Source organism: Streptomyces sp. NPDC002870, from assembly GCF_042888505.1.
GTDB lineage: Bacteria > Actinomycetota > Actinomycetes > Streptomycetales > Streptomycetaceae > Streptomyces.
The window spans coordinates 13619-36583 of sequence record NZ_JBIAPW010000024.1 but is presented as its reverse complement, the minus strand read 5'-3'; the positions used below and the strand labels follow the sequence as shown (position 1 = coordinate 36583).

20 protein-coding genes and 4 pseudogenes are annotated in these 22965 nt (G+C 67.9%); 13 read left to right on the top strand and 11 right to left on the bottom strand.

Annotation, left to right across the window (positions count from 1 at the left end):
- Nucleotides 1–148 precede the first annotated feature (148 nt).
- Both ACFYWY_RS25770 and ACFYWY_RS25765 read right to left on the bottom strand, forming a co-directional pair.
- Entirely contained in the window at nucleotides 149–1030 is an 882-nt protein-coding gene (locus ACFYWY_RS25770) for a transposase family protein (protein ID WP_389190386.1), read from the bottom strand.
- A gap of 63 nt (nucleotides 1031–1093) precedes the next feature.
- Nucleotides 1094–1549 carry a hypothetical protein gene (locus ACFYWY_RS25765; protein ID WP_389190385.1) on the bottom strand — a complete coding sequence of 152 codons (456 nt, stop codon included), beginning with the start codon at nucleotides 1547–1549 and terminating at the stop codon, nucleotides 1094–1096.
- A gap of 422 nt (nucleotides 1550–1971) precedes the next feature.
- Here ACFYWY_RS25765 and ACFYWY_RS25760 point away from each other — a divergent pair, with 422 nt between their 5' ends.
- Together ACFYWY_RS25760 and ACFYWY_RS25755 are read left to right on the top strand one after the other, a co-directional pair.
- Nucleotides 1972–2124, top strand: coding sequence for a hypothetical protein (locus tag ACFYWY_RS25760; RefSeq protein WP_389190384.1), 153 nt, complete (start codon nucleotides 1972–1974; stop codon nucleotides 2122–2124).
- Nucleotides 2125–2217: 93 nt separating this feature from the next.
- Nucleotides 2218–2784, top strand: coding sequence for a hypothetical protein (locus ACFYWY_RS25755; protein WP_389190383.1), 567 nt, complete (start codon nucleotides 2218–2220; stop codon nucleotides 2782–2784).
- Between the two features lie 34 nt (nucleotides 2785–2818).
- Here ACFYWY_RS25755 and ACFYWY_RS25750 read toward each other — a convergent pair whose 3' ends face one another.
- Entirely contained in the window at nucleotides 2819–3601 is a 783-nt protein-coding gene (locus ACFYWY_RS25750; protein WP_389190382.1) for an IS5 family transposase, read from the bottom strand.
- A gap of 139 nt (nucleotides 3602–3740) precedes the next feature.
- Between ACFYWY_RS25750 and ACFYWY_RS25745 the strand changes: the two are divergent.
- Nucleotides 3741–3980 (top strand): annotated as a pseudogene (locus ACFYWY_RS25745) (protein phosphatase); the annotation flags it as partial.
- Nucleotides 3981–4402: 422 nt separating this feature from the next.
- Here ACFYWY_RS25745 and ACFYWY_RS25740 read toward each other — a convergent pair.
- Entirely contained in the window at nucleotides 4403–4657 is a 255-nt protein-coding gene (locus ACFYWY_RS25740; RefSeq protein WP_389190381.1) for a hypothetical protein, read from the bottom strand.
- A gap of 284 nt (nucleotides 4658–4941) precedes the next feature.
- Here ACFYWY_RS25740 and ACFYWY_RS25735 point away from each other — a divergent pair, with 284 nt between their 5' ends.
- Nucleotides 4942–5283, top strand: a complete 342-nt coding sequence (locus tag ACFYWY_RS25735; protein WP_389190380.1) for a hypothetical protein — start codon at nucleotides 4942–4944, stop codon at nucleotides 5281–5283.
- Between the two features lie 81 nt (nucleotides 5284–5364).
- On the opposite strand, the gene ACFYWY_RS25730 is transcribed toward ACFYWY_RS25735, so the two are convergent.
- Nucleotides 5365–7491 (bottom strand): serine/threonine-protein kinase, encoded by a 2127-nt coding sequence (locus tag ACFYWY_RS25730; RefSeq protein ID WP_389190379.1) that lies wholly within the window; start codon nucleotides 7489–7491, stop codon nucleotides 5365–5367.
- Nucleotides 7470–8972 (bottom strand): dsDNA nuclease domain-containing protein, encoded by a 1503-nt coding sequence (locus ACFYWY_RS25725; protein ID WP_389190378.1) that lies wholly within the window; start codon nucleotides 8970–8972, stop codon nucleotides 7470–7472. The genes ACFYWY_RS25730 and ACFYWY_RS25725 overlap by 22 nt, the downstream gene beginning before the upstream one ends.
- A 321-nt stretch (nucleotides 8973–9293) precedes the next feature.
- Between ACFYWY_RS25725 and ACFYWY_RS25720 the strand changes: the two genes are divergently transcribed.
- A complete protein-coding gene (locus ACFYWY_RS25720; RefSeq protein ID WP_389190377.1) occupies nucleotides 9294–11015 on the top strand; it encodes an ISAzo13 family transposase in 1722 nt (573 codons plus the stop codon).
- Nucleotides 11016–11044: 29 nt separating this feature from the next.
- Here the strand turns inward: ACFYWY_RS25720 and ACFYWY_RS25715 are convergent, their stop codons facing one another.
- From ACFYWY_RS25715 to ACFYWY_RS25705, 3 genes are all read right to left on the bottom strand, one after another.
- A complete protein-coding gene (locus ACFYWY_RS25715) occupies nucleotides 11045–12163 on the bottom strand; it encodes an amidinotransferase (RefSeq protein WP_389190376.1) in 1119 nt (372 codons plus the stop codon).
- A 115-nt stretch (nucleotides 12164–12278) separates the two neighbouring features.
- Nucleotides 12279–12479 carry a hypothetical protein gene (locus ACFYWY_RS25710; RefSeq protein ID WP_389190375.1) on the bottom strand — a complete coding sequence of 67 codons (201 nt, stop codon included), beginning with the start codon at nucleotides 12477–12479 and terminating at the stop codon, nucleotides 12279–12281.
- 67 nt (nucleotides 12480–12546) lie between these two features.
- A complete protein-coding gene (locus tag ACFYWY_RS25705) occupies nucleotides 12547–13614 on the bottom strand; it encodes a TerC family protein (RefSeq protein WP_389190374.1) in 1068 nt (355 codons plus the stop codon).
- Between the two features lie 251 nt (nucleotides 13615–13865).
- Here ACFYWY_RS25705 and ACFYWY_RS25700 point away from each other — a divergent pair, with 251 nt between their 5' ends.
- Together ACFYWY_RS25700 and ACFYWY_RS25695 are read left to right on the top strand one after the other, a co-directional pair.
- Nucleotides 13866–14096, top strand: a complete 231-nt coding sequence (locus ACFYWY_RS25700; protein WP_389190373.1) for a hypothetical protein — start codon at nucleotides 13866–13868, stop codon at nucleotides 14094–14096.
- Nucleotides 14097–14433: 337 nt separating this feature from the next.
- Nucleotides 14434–15321 (top strand): universal stress protein, encoded by an 888-nt coding sequence (locus tag ACFYWY_RS25695; RefSeq protein WP_389190372.1) that lies wholly within the window; start codon nucleotides 14434–14436, stop codon nucleotides 15319–15321.
- Between the two features lie 602 nt (nucleotides 15322–15923).
- Here ACFYWY_RS25695 and ACFYWY_RS25690 read toward each other — a convergent pair.
- Nucleotides 15924–17042 (bottom strand): hypothetical protein, encoded by a 1119-nt coding sequence (locus ACFYWY_RS25690; protein WP_389190371.1) that lies wholly within the window; start codon nucleotides 17040–17042, stop codon nucleotides 15924–15926.
- Between the two features lie 199 nt (nucleotides 17043–17241).
- On the opposite strand from ACFYWY_RS25690, the gene ACFYWY_RS25685 reads away from it, so the two are divergent.
- From ACFYWY_RS25685 to ACFYWY_RS25670, 4 genes and pseudogenes are all read left to right on the top strand, one after another.
- Nucleotides 17242–17508, top strand: coding sequence for a hypothetical protein (locus ACFYWY_RS25685; RefSeq protein WP_389190370.1), 267 nt, complete (start codon nucleotides 17242–17244; stop codon nucleotides 17506–17508).
- Nucleotides 17509–17553: 45 nt separating this feature from the next.
- Nucleotides 17554–18903, top strand: a complete 1350-nt coding sequence (locus tag ACFYWY_RS25680) for an IS630 family transposase (protein ID WP_389190369.1) — start codon at nucleotides 17554–17556, stop codon at nucleotides 18901–18903.
- A 107-nt stretch (nucleotides 18904–19010) separates the two neighbouring features.
- Nucleotides 19011–19672: pseudogene (locus ACFYWY_RS25675) on the top strand (IS630 family transposase); the annotation flags it as partial.
- Nucleotides 19659–20549, top strand: a pseudogene (locus ACFYWY_RS25670) (transposase domain-containing protein); the annotation flags it as partial. The pseudogenes ACFYWY_RS25675 and ACFYWY_RS25670, both read left to right, overlap by 14 nt.
- On the opposite strand, the gene ACFYWY_RS25665 reads toward ACFYWY_RS25670, so the two are convergent.
- Nucleotides 20469–20960, bottom strand: a complete 492-nt coding sequence (locus ACFYWY_RS25665) for an IS3 family transposase (protein WP_389190457.1) — start codon at nucleotides 20958–20960, stop codon at nucleotides 20469–20471. The pseudogene ACFYWY_RS25670 and the gene ACFYWY_RS25665 overlap by 81 nt on opposite strands.
- A 596-nt stretch (nucleotides 20961–21556) precedes the next feature.
- On the opposite strand from ACFYWY_RS25665, the pseudogene ACFYWY_RS25660 reads away from it, so the two are divergent.
- Nucleotides 21557–21664: pseudogene (locus ACFYWY_RS25660) on the top strand (hypothetical protein); the annotation flags it as partial.
- Nucleotides 21616–22965, top strand: a complete 1350-nt coding sequence (locus ACFYWY_RS25655; protein ID WP_389190456.1) for a transposase — start codon at nucleotides 21616–21618, stop codon at nucleotides 22963–22965. The pseudogene ACFYWY_RS25660 and the gene ACFYWY_RS25655, both read left to right, overlap by 49 nt.

Here is a 22965-nt window from a genome sequence, read left to right as displayed (position 1 = left end):
AACAAGCACCTGCGCTTGGAACGACCAGCCTGGCGCACTACGCGTCAGCCCGCGCTTCTGGGACACCCTCGACGGTCCGAGCGCCCAATGAGATATGTGCATCGTGAAATTGCAGGTCACGGGGCTGGTGTGCGCGGGTTCAGGATGCTCAAGCTGGTCGCGGGCGTATGACTTCGGTCAAGATCGTCGGCCAGCGGGCGACTTCACGGTTCGTCAGGACCAGCAGAGCCCTCACCAGCGCAGTCGCCCACGTCGGGTCGGTGCGTACCTTGCCGAGGACACGCCAGTTCTTCAGGTGGGCGAACCCGTGCTCGACCGGTGCCCGGACGGTCGCCAATGCCTTGTTGGACAGCTTCTGTCCTCGCGTCAGAGGCCGGTTCCGGGCGGCCTTGTAGCCGGTGATCACCGCCGGGTCGGCGTCGGGATCACTGTCGTCGAGCCCGACGAATCCCAGGTCGGCGATCGCGCCGAGCCCGGCCGCCCGCAACTTCTGCGTGAGCTTGTCGTGACGGCAGGCGGTGATCTCCGAGGTCCGCCCGGGCAGGGCCGCGGAGACCCATACCAGCCGGCCCCGGTCGTCGGTGAGCGCGATCACGAGCAGGCCATGGCATTTGTGCTTGCCAGAGTAGTTCTTCCGGTTCTCCGTGCCGGTGCGCCGCCGGGTGCGGATCAGCGTGCCGTCCAGCAGCACCACCCCGCCACCCTTCCGGGCGATCTTCTTCAGGGCCCGGTCCAGGCGCGGGGCGCGGGCGGCCAGCAGGCCCACGACTTCCCTGACCCACCGTCCCACGGTGGTGCGGTGTATCCCGTTGCCGTCGGCCAGGTCGCCCGGCCGCTGGTCACAGCGCAGCACCGCCAGCACAAGGCCGGTGATCCTTCCCGCGGGCAGGGCCCGCCACCGTGAGCCGATTCTCTTCATGTGGCCGCGAATCAGATCGGCGAGCCAGTTCAGGGTGGCACTCGACAGCGGCAGGCGGGCGGTGTAGACAAGGCCGTCAGGGCCCTCGACGGCGTGGTTGTTTTTCTTCACACCAAACTCAACTGCCGCCGGGGGCCCGCCTGGTTACGCCGATTTCGTGCCCATCTCGCGCGGCTACAGGCGTGCGGTGAACCTGCCGTCGGGTCGTTTGTGCAGCCAGCCACGGTCGGCGAGCTTGGTCAACTTCGCGCGCAGCGGTTCCAGCTTGCCGCGCGCCGTCACTTCCAGGCCCAGCTCCTCGCCGACGCCCCTGACCTGCACCGGGCCGTCGGCAGCCCGGACGATCGCCAGGATCTTGCGGTAGTCGCCGGGCAGGGCGGCCTCGTCGGAAGTCTCGCTGCGGTGCGGGATCAGCAGCACCGCCCGCCCCGCCACCCGGGCGGGAGCCGGGGCGACGGCCGCGGCAGCCTCCGTCGCGGCCCGGTCCTGCTCGGCCAGCCGGTGCAGGACCCGCTCGGCGATCACCAGTTCCTCCCGCTCGGCCTGGACCTCCTGCAGTTGCTTGGCCAACTCCTCAGTGAGCGCGTCCAGTTCACTCCGGCGAGCCGTGATCCGCTCCAACTCCTGCATCCCCGCATCCTCCCCGCGCTCTCCCGGCGTACCGGCCCGGCCACGGATCGTAGGAGCAGCAGGACGGCGAGCGCAGCAGAACCCGAGAACGGCTACGGCCGACAGGTCGGACGATCTTCGGCGTGGGCACCGGCCGACGACCAGCGCGAGTACCTCTCCCGCCCCTCACACCACGCCCGTGACCAGCAACTTCACGATGCACACCACTCAGTGCGGTCAGGATGGTGAGGAGGCCGGTGTCTTGGTAGTGGTCGTGGGCGACGCCGATGAGGATGGGCAGGCGTTCCAGGGCCGCGCCACCTGCAAAGCCTCCGGTCTTCCCTCCGCGTCAGGTTCCGCGAAGGTCACGGGCTGCGAATGCCGACGGCACGCACAATCGGTGGATCCGGCGGCGCGCCATGGTGAGCGGGATTGTCCTCCTCGTGATCATCGCGGTGCTGATCGGCGGCCAGAAGTGGGGCAGTGGCCAGTACTTCGTCGGCGTGAGCGGGGAGCATGTCGCCATCTATCAGGGCCTGAACCAGAGGGTGGCAGGGATCTCTTTCTCTGAGACGCCATCCGCTTTCCGAACGTGACCGTTTAGTTCGGGGTGGGTGGGCATGAACTACGGTCGAAGGCGGGAGAGATGGGCGTGGTTCGTCTGCTCGTCTCGCTCACGGAGGTGGCTGGTGCCGTCGGTGCTCGGTTTGCTGGAGGCCCGGGAGAAGAGGGTCCGGGAAGGGATCGCGCGTTTGCGGGAGGAGGCCGAGCGGGTACAGGCCGCGCTCGACGATGCGGAACGCGCTCTTCAGCGACTGGTGGACGCCCGAGCAACGGTGGCCGAGGTGCTGGCCGAGCCGTCTGACGCAGTCGCGAAGCCGGCGCGGAGCGGGGTAGCGCGGTCAGTGGTGCCGCGACGGGCGGAGGGCATGGCGGCGTCGGTTCTCACGTCGGACTACCAGCGGATCCTGTCGGTGCTGGAGTCGCAGGCGGGCCGGGAGGGCATCCGCTGCCAGCAGCTGGCCGTCGCGCTGGGGTTGGAGGCGGTCCCGGCGAAGGTCGAGGGTCTGCGCTCGAAGGCGAAACGCCTGGTGGAGCGGGGGTGGGCCATCCAGATGCGGCCGGGGGTGTTCACCGCGCTCGCGGTGCCGGCCGCCCTGAAGCCGGCTGGGCGGCGTCCGGCCAGGCGGCTGCTCATCAGCATGGTCATCGACCACAGCACCGTGGCCTCGTGCATGGCGGGCAGCGTCTCGTAGTCGCGCACCAGGCGACGCGAGCGCATCAGCCAGCTCAGCGTTCTCTCCACCACCCACCTGCGCGGCAGCACCACGAACCCCGACGCGTCATCGGCGCGCCTGACGATTGAAGGGTCAGCCGGAGCTTCTCGCGGGCCCAGTCGACTAATTTGCCGGCATAGCCGCCGTCCGCCCACACCAGGCGGATCGAGAAGTACTGCCGTCGCAGCCGCTCCAGCAGCCCGACGGCGGCGTCGCGGTCCTGGACACTCGCCGCGCTCACCGCGACGGCCAGGACCAGGCCGAGGCAGTCCACCACCAGGTGCCGCTTGCGTCCGCCCACCTTCTTTCCGCCGTCCCAGCCGGATGTCGAGCGCGGGATGTTCGCCGCTGCCCGCACCGACTGCGAGTCCACGATCGCGGCTGTCGGGTCCGGCAAGCGGCCCTCCTTCTGGCGGACCTTGTCGCGCAGCCGGTCGTGGAGCTCGGCGAGCAGACCCGTCACCTGCCAGCGGCGGGCGAACGCATGCACGCGCCGGTACGGCGGGAAGTCCGCGGGCAGGTTGGCCCACTTGACGCCGTTGTCGACCACGTAGCGGACCGCGTCCAGCATCACGCGGTGGCAGTAGCCCTCCGGCCGCCCGCCCCGCCCCTCCAACCATGCCGGAATGGGCAGCAACGGCCGGGTGACCTGCCATTCCGCCTCCGTCATGTCGGAGGTGTAACACCGCACCCGCTCCGGCCCGTCCGCCGCGTTGCCGAACCTGTGCGCGAGGCAGTCACACGACAGGGAGGGCGAGTTGGACTCCACGCACGCGAGCGCGAAAGACTGCGGCAACAGGGCCTCCTGGTAATCGGTTTGGTTCGCACCCCCGAACTACCAAGAGGCCCTGCTGTCATGCGCCCGCCCTCGCGCGATCACCCGATCAGGAACCCTGTTCGACCAGACCAGCCCCGTGATCGATAAGCGGATGGCGTCTGACACGTACAAAGACCATCCAGAGATCGAGCTCAAGTATCTCCCCGCTTATCAGCGCAAACAGGTCGAGGACACGGTCACGGTAGACAGCGTCGACCAGGCTAGGACCAAGGTCGATCAATTGGCTGTCCAGGCCTTGGCCTGCAAGAAGGTCGAGCAACGCCGCGACAGCGGCGGGAACAACCCCAGCCTCAGTGAACTGGAGCAGAAGTTGGCCACCCAATGCGGAAGACAGTGAGCTACTGGTCATCTGCGGGGCGAAGGGATCCTGCTGGCGTCGGACGCCTGCCGCGTCCGACCGGTCAGCTGCCCGGCACGACCGTAGTCCCAGGCCAGGTCGAACGGACCCCGCGCTTGGAGGACGCTTTGCTGGCCCCGCCCGGCGTGGTAGCTCCCCGCTCGCCGAGAAAGTTCGCAGGTCAAGTGAGGGCCGGAGGGCCGTAGGCCGCGCGCCGATGAGCCGTCGCCCCCGACGGCCCGAACGACGCTGGCCGAGTACGCGTGGTCGTAGGCGCCAGCCGTGGGAGGCCTACCGCCACCGCCGCTTGCGCGTGTCGGCGTCAACCGTCGGACTCGACGCTCTTGGTCCCCGTCCATTCCGCGAAGTAGTGGCGGGTCACCTCGGAGTTCGTGGTCGGACAGGGCGTGGCTTGGGGCGGTTCATGCTGCCCGGGCATCGTTGGGGGTGCCTTCGCCGTTGTCGGGGGTCCATGGGGTGAGGGGGATGCTGTGGGCCATCCAGTTGTGGAAAGCCTCGGCGGTGTAGAGGGTGCCGCTGCCGAGGAGCCGGCCTGGCTGGGGGTAGGTCCTGTTCAGTTTGAGGACCAAATGACGGCCGCCTGCCTGGTCAGAGTTGCCGAGGCCCAGGTGGATGGGGCGCTGGCAGGCGTCGAGGGTCTTCGAGGGAGCCTGCACCGGTTGGATGTTGTGACACATCCGACGCGGTGCGGGAGGCGTGGTGGCACCACCGGTCAAGGTCCGCACACTGACCAATCAGGAGGGCCGCCGCCCCTGTGTCCCAGGGCACTGCTGTCGTGCCGGCGCACGACCGGACCCCGCTCCCAGGCGGAAGTAATGCGGAAGGGTCCGGCCAGGATTATCCCGAACCAACTATCGTTCCGTCTCAGCATGGCATTGAGATCGGGGGGATCGTGTCTGACGCTTCCAGGCCCAAGCAATGTGCCGTATGCGGTAATCCGGTGGCCAAGAAGAAGCTTGTCATCATCAAGGGCGCGCGGGCGGCGCACCGCGCCTGCCGCCTGCTCACTGGCGGCGAGCCCGCCGCTTCTGCTGCTCCGCCTGGCCGGGCCCGGAAGCAGAAGCAGATGAGCCGCACCGAACTCCTCAGGCGGATTCAGGAGCTACGGGAACGCGACGCGAAGAAGAAGCCCCAGGCGAAGGGTCAGCCCAGACCCCGCCCCAAGGCCAAGGCTTCAACTAAACGTGCTACCAGCCCCACCATCGCGCCCCAGCCGTACTACGGGGTAGAGATGAAGTCCGTTGACGGCCGATGGGTCCAGATGCATCCGGAGTCCGAGTAACGCCCTATGCCCGGCCACTTGTAGCAGCCGTACAGCGGTTGACGCTGAGATTGATCTTGCTGGCGAGGGCCTCGTGTCTGCCTAAGCAGCATGGATAGCGCTGCGGATGGCCATGTCGACGTGGCGGTCGTCTGCGAGCTCGTGCAGGTGGCGGGCGCCGTGCGGTTGGGCGCGCAGCGCGGAGGCGACGACGGTTGCGGCCTGTCCGGTCAGGGTGCGCAGCCAGCTTTTGATGTCGTTCTGCGGTTTCCACCTGTCCCAGCGGCCGTCCCAGTCGCACATGCCTTGGACAGCCGCGTCGAGCAGGTCCCACTGGTTCTCTCGCGCGGCAAGGCGGGCCACGTCGAGCAGCCACCACACCGCACTGTCCCGCTCTGGCCACTCAGGCCAGTCGCCGCGGTCGTCGCCTGCGGCGTGCCCAGTCAGGGCCCGTACGACAGTGACCGCCTGGTGGGTGTTGGCGAGCAGCGCGCGCTCTGCGGTGGGGACGCTCAGCTTGGCGACCGCGTCCAGGTAGAGCTCGTAGCTGCCAGGCTGGTCGGCGGCAAGGGCGAGCAGCTGGGCGGCCGCCGTGGAGTCGTCGCGGTCATTGGCGTCTTCCAGCAGGCGGTGGGCGCGGGTGATGGGCAGCTCGGTGTGCGGGGCGGTCTCGCGGGCGACGAGGTCGAGGAAGGCGGCGATGTCCTGGGGCCGGTGTGCGGGGTCGAGCTGGGTGGCCTGGCGGACGACGCCGTACCACGGTCCGGGCGGGGGCAGCAGCGGCACGTTGCTCCGGGGCCAGGTCCCGTTGAAGATCCAGCCGATGAGCTGTCCGAGGCTGTAGATGTCGCTGGCGGGCGTCACGTCGTGCCCGTCGATGGACAGCTCCGGGGCCGCGAAGCCCTCCGTGCCGATAGAGGTCTTGGTCAGGACGCCGGCGGTGCTGGTCTGCCCGCGGGGTCGGCGCACGATCCCCCAGTCCGCCACCATCCAGCGGCCGTCCAGCAGGAGGATGTTGGCGGGCTTGATGTCCCGGTGGATCCAGTCGTGCCGATGCGCCTCGGCGAGGCCGGCGGCGACGGCGTTCACCAGGGCGTGCAGCTGGGTCGGGTCCTGCAGTTCGGTCCGTTTGTCCTCAACAGTCGCCTGGGCCTTCGGCATGACGAACCAGTCGTAGGCGGGACTGTGATCGAGCACTGGCATGACGTGCGGGTTGGCGCCCAGACGCTGGGCGATCTCCACCTCGCGGCGCATGCGCCGCTCAGCCCTCGGGTTTCTGCTCAGGCGTCGCTTGAACGCCACGACCGTCTGCGAGGTCTTGTGCTCGGCGGGGAAGACCTCAGCCTGGCCCCCGGGTGGTGCTAGAGGGCGCGACTCAAGCCGGTAGTCGCGGCGCTCCCCACGGGCCGACTGGCTGACCACGTCGTAACCCTGGGCGGCCGCAACCGCCAGGTCGGGTGCGGCTGCGGTCTGAGGAGCGAGCAGGCGGTGGCCGGTGACCCGCATCAGGACCGGGCGGGCGCGCGTCGGATCGTTGTCGGGCAGTGAGGCGAGCAGGTAGGCCGGCCCGTCGTCGGGTGCCTGGGCGAGGCCGAAGACCTTGCCCAGCCGGGCCTCTGCTAGCGGCCCGCTCCTTCGGCTGATGACGTCGGTCCGGTGCAGGGCGACGCTGCAGCCGCTGCTGTCGGGCGACGCGCTGACCACGCTGTCCGCGCCGGCTAGCAGCAGGTGGGCCGGGTAGTGACCGGCGGTGGGAATCCACTGGTCGCGCTGCCCGGCGTCGGTAGTGCGGGCCAGATCGACCACGGCGCTGCACCCTGAGCCAGCGAGGAAGAACCGGCGCCGGTCCAGCCAGATCGCCGAGCGCACGGGTGCCTCGAAGGTGATCGGGTAGCGCAGCTGGTCACCAGCTCGCTCACCGGCGCGGGTCAGCGCTAGGGTCCCGTTGCCAGCGCCGAACGTGACGCCGCTCCCGGAGAGCACCCAGGGCTCACGGTCCGGCCCGGGCAGCAGCACCGAGCCCGGCTCGAAGCCTCCCGCGACGGCGCTCAACTGCCCCTGCTGCCAGCACACTAGGGTGGAGCCGCACATCACCAGCACGGCGCCATCGGCGCGCACCAGCGGTGCACCGTGGCAGCCGGGAAGGGCAATCTTCCAGCGGGCCTGCCCGCGGGAGTCGATCGCCAGTAGGCCGTCGGGGCAGGTGATCAGCAGCGTGTCCCAGTCCACCAGGCCAGTCCCGACGGCTGGGCATCCTGCGCCTGCCCGAGAAGCAGAACCTCGACCCCCGCGCCCTCCCAGGTCTGCGTCTCCACGCGGACCGGGGACGTCAGCCTTGCGGCCGGCGTCATCCCCCACGAATCCACCGCGGGCCCACCGGTGGTCAGCAGGCTGGCCAGCGGCACGTATGGCCGATGCTGCCGGAAGACGTCTCGGATCAGCTCGGCCAGCGGACTCAAGCCCGTCAGGGCCGCGTCCAGGTGAGTCAGGTCCAGAACGACACCGAACGCCTTTACGGAGTCGACCAGTTGCACGTCGGCTCGCTCTTGTCCGTCGGACCAGTAAAGCAACGGCCAGCGAGTATCGCCCCGCTGTCCGGTCAGCCCCGCCGCCCGCACCGTGCGCGTGACGGCCCGCCCCAGGGACTGCCCCGCGTCGTCCGGGTCCTGGGCGAAGCTGACCAGGTAGTCGCGGCCTTCGAAGTCGAACGAGACACCCGGGTCGCCGTCGAGGTCGACCGGCTGGACGGCCTCGTACGGCAGGGACCGGCGCAACAGCACCATGACCATGTCAGCGAGCTGTTCGGACCGTTCCCGAACGGAAGCAGTGTCGTCCCTTCTCCACTGCCCGTACTCGGCCAACAGCCCCCGTACGTCGTCCATCACGTTCCCTCCCCTCCGGCCGTATGGCAGCCATGCGCTACCCCGCTGCCGTGACACATCACCGAGCAAAACGCGGTCGGGGCGGACCAGTCGCTGTCTGATGTCGGCCACACTCGCTGCGTCGACGCGCTTACGGCGCAGCCGCTCTGGTGGATCGACCAGATTGAGCTGTTCCATCCACCGCGGCCCGAGACGGCCCTGCATGGCTTCCCGGGTCCGATCGAGGAGTTGCGTGTAGAGCGCCGTGATTTCACTCATCGTGAGATTCGGGCCGAGCTCGCCCAGGACGGCGATGCTGCGCGCCTCAATGATGTCACGCAGAGGGAGCTGCTTGACGCGCACCAGGTTGAGGTACTCCGTCGCCGGGCCCGAGTCGGCCTTCACGTGCTTGGCTACGCGTTTGAGGCACTGTTCCCGGCTCGCGCCCTCGCCACGTGACAGGGCGACGACGAGGTCGTCGGCAGGATCCAGATATCCCTCCACGCCGATCGTGAGCCTATAGGCCAAACCCTTGTCCCGGACGGCATCGTGAGTGCGCCACAGGCTCTTCAGCGCGCCCTTGGCGATCACATCGGTCAAAGTCCACGGATCGGTCTTCTCGCGCGTCTTGACCTGCTGGAAATCCCAGAACAGTGCTCCGTCGAGCCCGGGCTCCCCGGAACGGGCGACCACGACGTCCTCGATGTGCTCACACGTCACATGCCGTACCGAGCCGTCGGCCAGCATCTCCAGCACCGACTGCACCGCCACATGCACCTGGTACTCGTACCGCAGCATCGTGACCGATCCGGAGTCGTCCGGTGCCGCGACCTCGATCGGATCCTCCATACGCCCCCCACTTGTCACCCCTCGGACACGCAGCGTAAAACCAGCCCACCGGCAAGTCGATCACTTCCACCGAATTGCCTCGGATACGTGGCAACAGCGCCGACATGAGAACGCAGCGCCCGCTGACACCAGGCCTGGCCATCGTGCCGATGGGCGCTAGCACGCCCGGTGCACAACTGCCGTGAGCGCCCGGAGATCGCCTCTGGTCGGCAAGATCGTTGCATGACGAACCGGGGCGTACAACGCGCACCGTATGGGCGTCAGTTAGGGCGTGCAGATCTTTAACTCGTGGCTTCCTGTTCGGTGGTTCGTTGGTCTGGCATGAGCCGGTTGGAAAAGCAACGGGCCGTGCTGGCAGCCAAGTTCGGGGTGATTTTGCCGCACCTCGACGAGCGGCAGCGTCGTCTGTTGATAGGGGCGGAGGCCCAGTCCCTCGGCCACGGCGGGATCAGAGTGGTCGCCCGTGCCGCAGGTGTTCGTGAGGCCACAGTGTCTGCCGGAATGAGGGAACTCGACTCCGGAGAGGCTCGGTTGGGACGGGTCCGCCGGCCCGGCGGCGGCCGCAAACGCGTCGCCGACCTGAACCCAGCGGTCCGCAAGGCGCTTCTCACACTGGTCGAGCCCGACGTCCGCGGAGACCCCATGTCGCCGCTGCGCTGGACCACCAAATCCACCCGCAAGCTCGCCGAGCAGCTGACCCGGCAAGGCCACAGGATCTCCGCGGATACGGTGGGCGACCTCCTGCGCGAGGAGGGCTTCAGCCTGCAGAGCAACGCCAAGACCCTGGAAGGCAAGCAGCACCCCGACCGGGACGCGCAGTTCCACTACCTCAACGAACAGGCCCGCAACCACCAGGACGGCGGGGCTCCGGTGATCAGTGTGGACACGAAGAAGAAGGAACTGGTCGGCCCCTTCAAGAACAACGGCCGTGAATGGGAGCCGAGAGGCGAGCCGGTGCGGGTCGACACCCACGACTTCCCCGACCGCGAGCTTGGCCGGGCGGTGCCCTATGGCATCTACGATGTCGCCGCGAACACCGGCTGGGTCAACGTGGGCACCGACCACGACACCGCCGCGTTCGCTGTCGAGTCGATCCGCCGCTGGTGGAACGGAGCCGGGCGGGCCGCCTATCCGACGGCCCGGCGGCTACTGATCACCGCCGATGCGGGCGGCTCCAACGGGTATCGCACCCGCACCTGGAAGACCGAACTCGCCCGGTTCGCCGCCGAGGTCGGACTGGCGATCACCGTCTGCCACCTGCCTCCCGGAACATCGAAGTGGAACCGGATCGAGCACCGGCTGTTCTCCCACATCACCATGAACTGGCGTGGAAGGCCCCTGACCAGCCACGAAGTCATCGTCGAAAGCATCGCCGCGACCACCACCAAGTCCGGCCTGACAGTGCACGCCGAACTCGACACCAATCCGTACCCCACCGGCATCCAGGTCAGTGACGACGAGATCGCCGCCCTGCCGATCACCCGGCACCGCTTCCACGGCGACTGGAACTACACCCTCCACCCCCAGCATCCGCTGGACGCGACGGCGATCAACAGCACGTCAGACCAGGCCCCGGCGAACAGGCCGCATCGCCTCACGCGGCGTTCGCTGCAGGACCCTGAACTGACCGGTATGTCCCGCCAACAGCTCAGCGAGCTCATCGACGCCCTGACTCCTGCGCTGGAGGTTCAACGCGAGCGAGTGCTCCGCACACGTCGCGGCCACGAGCGCCTGGTAGCACCCGGTACAGGCGCCAAAGCCAAGCTCACCCCAGCCGACCGGATCCTGACCACCGTGCTCCACCTGCGCAAACTCGCCACCATGGACCTCCTTGGGCAACTCTTCGGAGTCACCGCCATGACCATCAGCCGCGCGAAACAGGAAGTCCGCCCACTCCTAGAAGCACACGGCCACCACATCAACACCTCTACCGCCCGCCTCCGAACACCAGCCGACGTCGCGACGTTCCTCGCTTCCAACCCCACCCAAACCAAGGTCAATAGACGAGTTAAAGATCTGCACGCCCTAAGACACCGCGTGTGAACCTTTGGCACTTACGATCGGTGGGCAGATCAATCGAAATAGGATTCGAGCGTTCCGCGACGTCGGATATCGAGTGTCGCGCAGTGGAATGAGCCGCCGAACGGCGCGTAGTGCAGCAGGTCGCACGGGATCGGCTCGAACCCCCATTTTTCGAGCGCGCGCAGCATGTCGGTGTGATGCTGCTCCGCGATCACCCGTTTTTCGTCGATCATCAGAACGTTCATGCTGAGCCACTTGCCGCACACTGAGGTGAGCTCAAGCAAGCGCTCGTCGATCGGGTTGGGCTCGGGGGCGATCAGGATGTCCCACGAGTTCAGGACGTCGGGCAGGCGGTCGACGTCGATGTATACAGGATTGACCAGTACCTTGCCGGGCGAGAGCAGGACGAACGTCGTGTCGATGTGCATCGGCGTACGGCAGCGGCTCTCGATCTCGTGGATGCGATAGCCAGGTCCAAGATGGCGGCGCAGCCAATCAATGCCCATCTGGTTGGTGACGTTGCTCCGCGTAACGAAGAGGTCGCGTCCCGCGCGCACGAAATCCGCCGCATCGAACACCGGCTCGAACTCGGTCAGGACGTAGCGCATGGGCTCGCCGGCCTCGGGGATACGAAAATCCGCCTCGAACAGTGCGTCGGTGAGCTGCGGCTTCGGTGCGGCCGTCCAGCGCGCGCCGCGCCGGAAGTAGTCCTTGAGGATCGCGCGATAGGAATGGGTCTCGAAATATCGGCACGGCCATGCCATCGGGGTCTCGATGATCTCGTCGCCGATCACGAGCATGCTGTCACGCGGACAGGCGTTGCAAAAACCGCGGGACGACCAGTCGGGGGTGCCGAAGCGTCGCCTGTGGTCGACCGCGTCCGGGCGCCTGACCGTGATGCCGAGGGACTCCAGGAGGGCGATGAACTGATCGAGTTCATGCTGCGCCCGCTCGATCAGCACGCGCGGATACTTGAAGCCGGCGGCCAGCCCCTGCAACCGCGCCGCCCATGGTGGGATGTTGCAGGCCACAACCGGATGGCTGGAGGGGATCGTCGCACCGTCGAGACGCCCAACGATGACCTCCTCCAGCGGGTCCCACTCGTTGTGTGAATTGACCGGCGACACGGGTTCCGCAGCGTTGGCAGTCGTAGCCGATGGCGCCGACATCACGAGTAGTCCACAGCCCGCGCATGGCCATCATTGCCTGCCGCCGCCGTCAGAATGCCAGGCCTCTGCACTACCGCCATACTCAACCGCTTTCGAATACAGAAGTCAGCTGACATCAGTGGTCCTGGGGGCTGTTGCGCTCCGACTCTTCCAGGTATTCGGGGCAGTCGGGGTTGTGGCAGGGGCCGGGGCCCCACACGGGCACGAAGACTCCGAGAGTCTTGTGCCGTTTCTTGATTGTCGTGTCCAGGGGGTGCTTGCAGACCGGGCACACAAGCGTCCTTTGGGGACTGGTCTCATGCTCGGCTTTGCTCATTCTTTAACAATAGGCCGTGCGGTCGGAGAAAGAGACGGTCGGCTTACCACTCGTCGTGCGGTGTTGATCAGGGCGCCGGTCGGGGCGGATCATCCGGCTGCTGGTCCTGCTCGGCATGCGCGCCGTCGAGTCCGGGGTTCGCGGTTGCGGCGTCTGACAGGGAGGGTGCCTTCTCATCTCGGGCGGCGGGAGCCGGGTGAGGTGGGGCGGGTCGGCGCAGGCTGAGTGCGACGGATGCGGCCAGGACAACGACGATGACGGCCAAGCTGATCGGTGAGGGGATTTCCGGGATGCTGGTGCTGATCGTCTTGTGGGATGCCTGGAGGATGAGCTTTACGCCGATGAAGGCGAGGATGATCGCGAGGCCCTTGTTCAGGTAGTGGAAGCGGTCAAGCAGGCCCGCGAGCATGAAGTACAGGGCACGCAGGCCCAGGATGGCGAACGCGTTGCTGGTGTAGACGATGAAGGCGTCGTCGCTGACGGCGAGGACGGCGGGGACGCTGTCGACGGCGAAGATCAGGTCCGCGGCCTCGATCGCGGCGACCACCGCGAGGAGCGGGGTGGCCACGCGTTTGCCGGCCTCCTTGACGAAGAACTTCGCGCCGGCGTACTCGTCCCGGACCGGGATGATCTTACGGAGCATCCGCACGGCGAAGCTCTTGCCCGGGTCGAAGCTCTCCGCCTCGTCCTTGAGGAGCTTGTAGGTGCTGTAAAAGAGGATGGCGGCGAAGGCGAAGAGCACCGTGGTGAAGCGGCTGACGACGGCGACGCCGAGGGAGAGGAAGATCCCGCGGAAGACGAGGGCGCCGATCACGCCGAAGAACAGGACCCGGTGCTGGTAGGCGCGGGGCACCTTGAAGTAGGCGAAGATCACGGCGAAGACGAACAGGTTGTCGACCGACAGGCTCTTCTCCAGCAGCCATGCGGTGGTGTATTCGGTGCCGGCTGTCGCGCCGAGGACAAGGAAGACGACGGCGGCGAAGATCAGAGCGAGGCTCACCCACAGGGCGCTCCAGGCGGCGGCCTCCTTGAAGCCGATGACATGCGCGGTGCGGTGGGCCAGCAGGTCTACCGCCAGCGACACCACCACCGTCGCGGCGAACGCCCCCCACAGCCAGAACGGGACCTCAAGCACAACCCGTCACCTTCTTAGCGCCCTACGCCGATACGGGCCCTATACGGGAGTCTGCGACATTTCACTGCACTGGGCGACACCAGGGCCAGAAGGACGCCAGCGAGGCATGCCGGGCTCCACCGGCGTCGCCCCCCTGCAGGGGCGGGGGACGAGCGAGCGGGGGCATGCTTGGGGTAGAGGCTGCGGATCCCCCAGGGAGACTTGTGATGGTGCGGACTCACCATTTTCACCTTGACGCCAGGGGGCACTCGGTGACCGTGAACATCGATGGCGGCCACCGTGGGGCGGTCGAGCTCCTGGTCGACGGCAAGGAAACCGGCCGCGCCGAGATCCAAGGGGGGCGGCCCCTGATCCTCACCGGCGAACTTCCCTCCGATCCTCCACTGCCCGTGAGCGTACGCATCACGCCCGGGCCCGGCGTGCCACGCTGTATCGCCGTGATCGACGGGGCGGAGACGGTGATGTCTCCACGGGCGTTCTGAGTCTGGGCATCGCCCGGTGCTGGGGTCTCGGCGGTCGTGCCACGTGTCGGCGTGACGGTGGCACGGCAGTTTCCTGCCCCCTTGTCCGCGCTGCCCAACGAAGGGCGCTCTCCCTGGTGCGCCCGGAGCGGCGTGCCGCTGGACGACCCCTGCGGCGCACAAGGGGCGCGTACCACGGGCCATCGGGCACCCTGTGGCCCCGTGCCAGGGCCCGGGGGAAGCTGGGGAAGAACACAGCACGGCAGGCGAGCGCCCCACACGCACCGGGCTCCTGCGCGACGGTGCCCCGGGGCGGCATGCGCCTGGCCACGGACGCCCCGGACGGGAGAAGCAGGCAATGAACGGGCCGGTGGTAGTGGGAGTGGACGGTTCACCCTCAGCCCTGGCAGCGGTAGACGCGGCAGCCCACGAGGCGTCACTGCGAGGTGTGGAACTGCGCGTGGTACATGCTTTTCTGTGGCCCGCCATGCACGCACCGCCCGGTTCATCGTCGCTGGGACCTCCCACCGGCGCCCTGCACGAAACGGTCGAACGGATCGTGGCCGACGCCGTCGAACGCGCGCGGAGCAAGGCCGCGGGCCTGCACGTCAGCCACGCCGTGATCGCGGGTGAGGCATCGACGGTCCTGCAAGCACAGTCGCGCACGGCGCAGCTCATCGTGGTCGGCCACCGAGGCTCCCAGGGCTTCGCCGAGCTGCTCCTGGGTTCCACCGCCGTACATCTGAGCGTGCACGGCCACTGTCCGGTGATGGTCGTTCGAGGACGCCCGGACCCGGCCGGTCCGGTGCTGGTGGCTGTCGACGGCTCCCCGCAAGGGCAGCCCGCCATCGCCTTCGCCTTCTTTGAGGCAGCCCTGCGGGGCACAGACCTGATCGCGCTCCACGCCTGGAGCACCTGGACGGATCACGGCGAGCACGCTCTGGGCCATCCGGTGGACCTGGTCGAGCTGGTGGGCGACGTGGACCGGCTCCGCCAGGAGGAAGAGCGAGTGCTGACCGAGGCCCTCTCAGGACACCGTGGCCGATACCCGGGCGTCACCGTACGGCCCCGACTTGTCCGCGGGCGCACCCGCCCGGCACTGATCGAAGCGAGCGCGGACGCCCAACTGGTGGTGGTCGGCGCACGCGGGCACGGCGGATTTACCGGCCTGCTCCTGGGATCAGTCAGCCAGGCCGCCCTCCATCACGCCCGCTGCCCGGTGACTGTGGTGCGCTCCGACCTCTGACCGCCTCACCGGCGGCTGTTGCGACCCAGCGGTTGCCAGAGGTTTCCTCGCCCACGTCCGAGACCTCGGAAACGAGGAATCCGTACCATCTTCGGTCGGATACGCCATCACCGAGCCGCTCCGCCGCGCTATCCGGGCCACCCCGACCGCGTCTAGCGTCCCGCTCTGAACCAGGACGGGACGCTGCGTGATGGCGCCGAGGTCTCCGAGCTGACCGGCATGGTCGATCTGGACGGCTCTCCGGCCGGCCCTCTCATCATCGTGCGCCGGGAGAGGCCGCACCCCGGAGCCCAGCTGCCCCTGTTCGACCAGGACGAGGGCCTGCGTCATCAGGTGTTTCGCACTGAACCCCCTACTCCGGTGGCGGTTCCGCCCAGTTCCTGGAGGTCAGTCACCGCGGGCATGCCACCGTCGAGGACCACATCCGGTGCGGCAAGACCACCGGTCTCTGCCGTTTCCCCTCCCGCGACTTCACCGTCAACGCGGCCTGGCTGGAACTCAGCCTCGCAGCGATCGATCTGCTGGCCTGGACTCGTATCCTGCTGCTGGAGGGTGAATTCGCGGCTGCCGAGCCGAAGAAACTCCGCTACCGGCTCGTCGCCTCACCCGCGGCGCCCGGCACCTGCGCTTGCGGATATCGGCGACCTGGCCCTGGAACCACGAATTGGCCACGGCCTTCCATCGCCTTGCCGCACTCCCCCGACCCGTCGGCTGACCGGCAAACCCTGCCCGCCCACAACCCGAAGGACCCCGGAGAACCCGACCACCGCGCCGGGAACTCCACGATGCCCAAGCAGCGAAAATACCTCGCCCACCCGACAGCTGACGATCCGCGACACCTCATCACCCCATCCGAAACGGGCGCCGTGCAGTCTTCGGCGAGCGCCTGCTTCCCCCACCACCTCCGGACGCAAACCTGCGTAGTACATGCCGGCGAAGAACCCGACCAGCCGACGGCCACGGGCATGGCGATAGCCGCCCACGTAGGAGACGGCACTCAGCAGCTCCCCTGCCTCGTACGGGTTGGCCACCACCCTCGGATCCACCGCGACAGCCAGCTTGGGCACCCGCCACCGGATCCGCGCCAGCGGATGACTGCCCAACTCGCCCCGCTCCACGGCGAAGTGGAGCGCGTGCACCAGCACCTTGCGTTTGCGGCGCATCGTCTCCACGGCCGCCTCACCACCGTCGAGCTTGCGACGCAACGACTCCAGCACTTCGCGGGCCAGCACCGGGTCATACAGGTCGACCAGGGACCGGGATGCCTTGGCCACCCACTGCAGCACCAGCCGGTCCTCCGCCGGCGGCGGCAGCCCTGCGATGACCTCGTACAGCCCGCTGGTGCCCTCCCTGATCTCCAGCTCGTTCCTCACCGCGCGCAGGTTCTGGGCTATCGGCCCGTTGATCACGAATGCCGGTGTGCGGCCCTCGCGCTCGAGCCGGCGGGTGACATGGCGGTGCAGGACCGTGAGGGTCTGCTGCTCCAGATCGCCCTCCTGCAGCAGCTGCTCCCAGCCCGCCAGGATCTCCAGGAACACCTGATGGGCGACCTCCTCGGCCGCGCGGCGGCTGCCGAGATGGATCTCGGCGAAGGCATGGAAGAACTCCTGATGGCCGAGGTAGAAGCCCTCGTAGTCAAGGGGCAGCGGCAGCGGGGCACGCACCGGCTGGCCGTATCCGCCCTGGGGCGAGATGTCCCCCACGACGTCGTCGTCGCTCACTCGGGCCTCCGGCGTCCAGTAGTCATCGCAGATCTCTCTTTGTTGAGGGCGGCACGGCAACGAGCCCGCGCCGGGGGCCAGTTGGCCCTAAACACCACGATGTCGAGAACGGCGCCCGATCACTCATCGCGCCGACGAAAAAACCACCCGGTGATCACGAACAGAAACGCTACTAATTTCGACCATCGCATTCCTGTTCATGATATGGCTCGCCACCCGGGCGCTCCTCCAGCCGGACCCGTCGACCGGTACCGGTCGGCTGCGCCTCCAGGTCGACCGACAGGCCGGTATCCAGCTCTCCACGCCCAAGCTCGGGTCCAACACCGCCGGGTACAGCATCATCGAGTCGAAGAAGAGCATGAAGGCCCGCGGTATGAAGAGTCCGGACCGGGCCGAAGCCGCCCTGCTGGCCGTATACGAGGCGGAGCCGCTGAACCAGCCCCGCCGCCGCGGCCTGCTCAACTAGTGTGATGCGCCAGAAATGGCGAGCCTTACTGGGTAGGCTGTTTTCATGGCGTCTCGGGGTCCTCGTGCTGTGGAAGTGGTGCTGTCTGCTGAGGAGCGGACGGAGTTGGCACATTGGGCGGGTGGTGGGGTGCCGGCCCGTGTGGCGGAGCGGGCCCGGATCATTCTGGCCTGTGCGGAGGGAGCGTCAAATACCGGTGTAGCAGCGGACGTCGGGGTGTCCACGGAGACGGTGCGCAAGTGGCGCTCGCGGTTCGTGGCCCGGCGGATGGCGGGCCTGGTGGACGAGCCGCGGCCGGGCCGGCGCAAGCCGGAGTTGGTGCTCTCCGAGGCTGAGCGTGCGGAGCTGACCCGGTGGGCGCGGCGTGCGAAGACCGCGCAGTTCCTGGCGCTGCGGGCGAAGATCGTGCTGCGGTGCGCGGAAGGCGGGACGAACAAAGAGATCGCCGCCGAACTCGGTGTCTCGCACGGAACGGTGAACCGCTGGCGGTCGAGGTTCATCCGCTTACGGCTGGACGGGCTGACCGATGAGCCGCGTCCCGGCAGGCCGCCCTCGATCCTGCTGGACCAGGTCGAGGACGTGCTCACGGCGACGCTGGAGTCCACCCCCGGCAGGGACACCCACTGGTCGCGGGCCTCGATGGCGAAGCACTCCGGGCTGTCGAAGTCCACCATCGGGCGGATCTGGAAGAAGTTCGACCTCAAGCCCCATCTCCAGGACGCCTTCAAGCTCTCCACCGACCCGCAGTTCATCGCGAAGGTCGTCGATGTCGTCGGCCTTTACCACCATCCGCCCGAGAAAGCGGTGGTGCTGTGCGTGGATGAGAAGAGCCAGATCCAGGCGCTGGACCGGTCCCAGCCGGTGCTGCCGATGATGCCGGGCATGCCCGAACGGCGCACCCACGACTACTACCGGCACGGCATCACGAGCCTGTTCGCCGCCTTCAACATCGCCGACGGCAGCGTCATATCGGAACTGCACCGCCGCCACCGGGCGATCGAGTTCAAAAAGTTCCTCGTCACGATCGACAAGGCCGTGCCCGCCGGCCTCGACACCCACCTGGTCTGTGACAATTACGCCACCCACAACACCGCCGAGATCAAGACGTGGCTCGGAAAACACCCACGCTTCCACGTCCACTTCACCCCCACCGGCTCCTCCTGGATGAACCAGGTCGAGCGATGGTTCGGCCTGCTGACGGACAAGCTCATCCGCCGCGGGGTGCACATCTCCGTGAGGGCCCTGGAGCAAGACATCAGGGCCTGGATCGACGGATGGAACGAGAACCCCAAGCCCTTCACCTGGACCAAGACCGCCGACGAGATCCTCAACTCCCTCGCCGACTACCTCACCAAAATCAACCCACCAGCCACCCCAAAACAGCAAGACACTTAAGACTGCCATTTCAGGCGCAGGACACTAGTGTCCTGCGCCAGTAGTTGCTCGCTAGTTGTTGTGTGACTTCTGCTGCTGGTGCGTCAGTTCCTCGTCGGGGCCCGAAGCTGGAACCGTTGCTGGCTCTCGGATGAGGAGCGGGCGGTGTTGGAGCGGTGGGCGCGTCGGGCGACATCGGCCCAGGCTCTGGCCCTGCGCGCACGGATTGTGCTGGCGTGCGCGGGGCCTGAGGTGCCTCCGATCGTCGCGGTGGCCCGGGATCTGCGGGTGGCCGCGGACACGGTCCGCAAGTGGCGGCGGCGGTTCCTCGCCGAACGACTGGACGGGCTCGTTGACGAGCCTCGGCCCGGCCGACCGCCCACCATCAGCGTCGACCAGGTGGAGGCGGTCGTGGTCACGACGCTGGAGAAAGTCCCGAAGAACGCCACCCACTGGTCGCGCACGTCGATGGCACAGCACAGCGGCCTGTCCAAGTCCATCGTCGGCCGGATCTGGCGGAAGTTCCAGCTCAAGCCACATCTGACGGACACGTTCAAACTGTCGACGGACCCGTTGTTCCTGGAGAAGGTCTACGACGTCGTCGGCTTGTACTTCGACCCGCCCCAAGGCGCGGTGGTCCTCTCGATGGACGAGAAGTCCCAGATCCAGGCGCTGGACCGGTCCCAGCCGGTCCTGCCGATAATGCCGGGCATGCCTGAGCGGCGGACCCACCGACTACGTACGCAACGGCCTGACCACGTTGTTCGCGGCGTGCGATGTCACCACCGGGACGAGGCCACCCGCCGCAACCACCGCCGGCTCGCCCAACTCCCGTCCGGGAAGACCTTCGACTCGTGGCGGGAAACGGATTAAAGCCCAAGACCGGGAAGTTAAGGCGGTCTTGGTGGTTGACGTGGGAACGGAGCCCGGCGCGGACTGTGAGTGTCGAGGTCACGGTTCGTGGGGGCTCCGTTGTCTGTTCAGTGTGGCACCGCTGTGGTGGTTCGGGACCGGTCGTGGGTGTGGCTGCCGGGTCATTTAGGGGCGTTGACGCGGTGGGTTCCGCCGTCGTTGGTGGACGACGTCGTGAAGGCGGCGGGCTGTGGGGGCGTCGTGTGCGGCTGTTGCCGGCCCGGGTGGTTGTGTATTTCGTGCTGGCCCTGGGCTTGTTCGGGGAATGTGGGTATCGCCGAGTGTGGGCGGCGATGACGGCCGGGTGGCCTGCTGGGATGGTGGCTGATCCCTCGGCGGCGGCATTACGGCAGGCCCGGCAGCGGTTAGGGGTGAAGCCGCTGGTTTTGCTGTTCGACCGGTTGCGCGGGCCGGTCGGCACTGTGGCAACGCCGGGGGTGTTCTGGCGGGGGCTGCGGCTGGTGGCCTGGGACGGCACCTGCCTGGAACTGGCCGACAGCCCGCAGAACGTGGCGTGCTTCCGCCGGCATGCGGCCCGCACCACGCGTCCGGCGGGCTTTCCGCAGGTGCGGTTGACCGCGCTGGTCGAGTGCGGCACCCGCGCTCTGATCGATGCGGTCTTCGGGCCGCAGCAATACACCGAGCTCCCGCAGGCCCGTTGCCTGCTGGCGTCGCTACGGCCAGGGATGCTGCTGCTCGCCGACCGCGGCTATGACGGCTTCGAAGCACTCCGCGACGCCGCCGCCACCGGAGCCGACCTGCTCTGGCGTGTCCAGTCCGGACGCCTGCTGCCGGTGATCCGGCCGCTGCCCGACGGCACCCATCTCACCTTGATCACCGACCGGCCGGCACCGTTGGGCTGCATCGCACCCTCGCGCGGTAAGGGTTCCGGCCGTGGTGGGTGCGGCCCTTATGGTCAGGTGCCGCCGCCTGCGGTGCCGGCCCTGCAGACCGGCGGCCCGCATCAATCGGGCGACGCGGCCGCGACCGCATCCGGCGCCCTCCCGCTTGAGCACGGCGTGCACGCGCGGGGCGCCGTAGATGCCGCGCGACCGCTGATGGACTGCGGTGATCTGTTCGGTCAGCTCGGCATCGCGGACCGCTCGCGGGCCGGCGTGCCGGTGCGGCGGGCGTAGAAGGCGGTTCGGGAGACCTGCAGCTCCCACCACCGGGCGTGAGGCGATGTCGATGACCGTTGCCAGATACAGCCAGCCCTCCTCGGTCGGGCCGGCCCACGTGAGCGGTCAGTGATTCCAGCGTGAACCAGCAGACCTTCATGCCTTCGTCGATCGCTTTGTTCGCGAGGGCCTCGGCGAGGTCGCCACCATCAAACGGGAGTTGCTCGACACAACCGCCCGGCTCGACCGGGCCGCCGCCCGCACCGCGATCTTCGACTTCATCGAAGGGCGGCTCGTTCACCGAGGCGATAGGCCAGATCCCGCCGGGATGCGGACCACCCGGGCTCTGCGCCAGGCGGCGGGGGCCGCGGTCTGCGACGGCTATCGCACCGTCGTGCAGGCCAGCCGCGACCTGCGTCTGAGCTGGCCGATCGTGCAGCAGTGCTTCGAGGACTACGTCGCAACGGCCCTGCCCGAGACCTCGGCGATCGAGACCCGGCGGGGCAAGCCGGTGTGGAAGCAGAACCCGGCCACCGGCAAGTGGGAACTCGTCGCGGACGCCTGGCACATCGGCTGCGTCGACGCGATCGGCGGACAAGGGCTGTTCGGCCAGGTCGAGGGCCGTAACGGGCGTCGGTCACCGACTGGCTCACCTCCCGGCCCGCCGCCTGGCGCGAGCAGGTCCGCTACGTCGCCATCGCCTGTGCTCCGCCTTCCGCGCCGCCGTCCACCGTGCCCTGCCGCACGCGACCGTGGTCGTCGACTGCTTCCACATCGTGCAACTCGCCCAGCCCACCTCGCCGACCTGCGCCGACGCCTCACCTCGCGGCAGCACGGCCGCCGAGCCCGCAAGGGCGACAGCATCTACACCGTCCACAGACTCCTGCGCCGCAACAAGAGAGACCTTACCGAGGACCAACGCACCCTCCTCAGGACCGAGTTGAAGTACATGGCCACGGCCGACAGATCTACGCGGCCTGGCAGACCAAGGAACTACTGCGCCCTCCTCCACCTGGCCGTCAGCCGCACCCACGTCACCCCCGACCGCTCCGCGATCTCCACCGCCCGCCACCGCTTCCTCGCCCATGTCGCCGACCACGCCCATCTGCCCGAACTCGTCACCCTTACGGAGACCGTCGAGCAATGGTGGGACGGCATCGAGACCTACCTGACCACCGGGATCACCAGCGCCGCCTCCGAAGGCAACAACCGCCTCATCAAGCTCGAAGCGCGTAACGCCTACGGCTTGAGGAACCGAGAGAACCAACGCCTGCGCTCACGCTGTGCAACCAGAACCGACTCGCTGGTGGACCTGTTTATCCAGCTCGTACTGTGGGTCCGCCCGGTAAGGAAAGCAGTCTCGAAGCAGGCAGGGGAACTCATGGGAAGTGCACGCAAGTTCTTCATACCGGCCGCCGCCGTAGCAGCGCTGCTCACAGTCTCAGGGTGTTCGGAGGATAAGCCAGCCGCCCAGGCTTCCCCGTCTGAGCTCGCTCGCTACACGGCCGCTCCCGGCCCGGCCACTCCGACGCAGAGCCCAACGACGGCCGCGCCCGCGGAGTGCGTGAAGACCACCGGCATGAGCGTCGAGCAGCTGACCGGCTATCTGAGGAAACTGCGCAGCAGCAGCGGCGAATACCAGTCCAGGGGCTTGACCCTGGACTCCTCCGGCCTGAACTTCACCCCGGAGGCGATCCAGAGGCCGTGCGAGGCAGTCACGGTAAAGCTCGCCCACTACGGGGTCGATGTCGAGAAGACGAGCGAGGCGGGTGCCGTCACCCCAGCCCGCTACGAGTACCGGTACACGCTGATCAGCGTCACCTCCCACAAGGCCGGCCCGCAGGACGGCAGAGTCCCCGATACCGCGCCGCCGGGGGGCACCGACTGCCGGGGCACGGTTTCGGTGGCCTACCTCGGCGAAGACATTCCACTGCGATCCCTGCCGTACGACTTGGAGCTGACCGATACGACAGCCCCCGTCCCGGTCGAGGTGGACGGAGACGGGGTGCTGTCCGCGATCTACGTCTCGCCCGTCGGCGCAGACTCCTGCTGA

What these genes read in the sequence shown, in the direction of transcription:
- ACFYWY_RS25715 (WP_389190376.1), bottom strand. Translation starts at nt 12,163, where the DNA reads ATGTCGGCGCCATCGGCTACGACTGCCAACGCTGCGGAACCCGTGTCG.
- ACFYWY_RS25695 (WP_389190372.1), top strand. Translation starts at nt 14,434, where the DNA reads ATGAACGGGCCGGTGGTAGTGGGAGTGGACGGTTCACCCTCAGCCCTG.
- ACFYWY_RS25725 (WP_389190378.1), bottom strand. Translation starts at nt 8,972, where the DNA reads ATGGAGGATCCGATCGAGGTCGCGGCACCGGACGACTCCGGATCGGTC.
- ACFYWY_RS25685 (WP_389190370.1), top strand. Translation starts at nt 17,242, where the DNA reads ATGATATGGCTCGCCACCCGGGCGCTCCTCCAGCCGGACCCGTCGACC.
- ACFYWY_RS25710 (WP_389190375.1), bottom strand. Translation starts at nt 12,479, where the DNA reads ATGAGCAAAGCCGAGCATGAGACCAGTCCCCAAAGGACGCTTGTGTGC.
- ACFYWY_RS25720 (WP_389190377.1), top strand. Translation starts at nt 9,294, where the DNA reads ATGAGCCGGTTGGAAAAGCAACGGGCCGTGCTGGCAGCCAAGTTCGGG.
- ACFYWY_RS25765 (WP_389190385.1), bottom strand. Translation starts at nt 1,549, where the DNA reads ATGCAGGAGTTGGAGCGGATCACGGCTCGCCGGAGTGAACTGGACGCG.
- ACFYWY_RS25680 (WP_389190369.1), top strand. Translation starts at nt 17,554, where the DNA reads ATGGCGTCTCGGGGTCCTCGTGCTGTGGAAGTGGTGCTGTCTGCTGAG.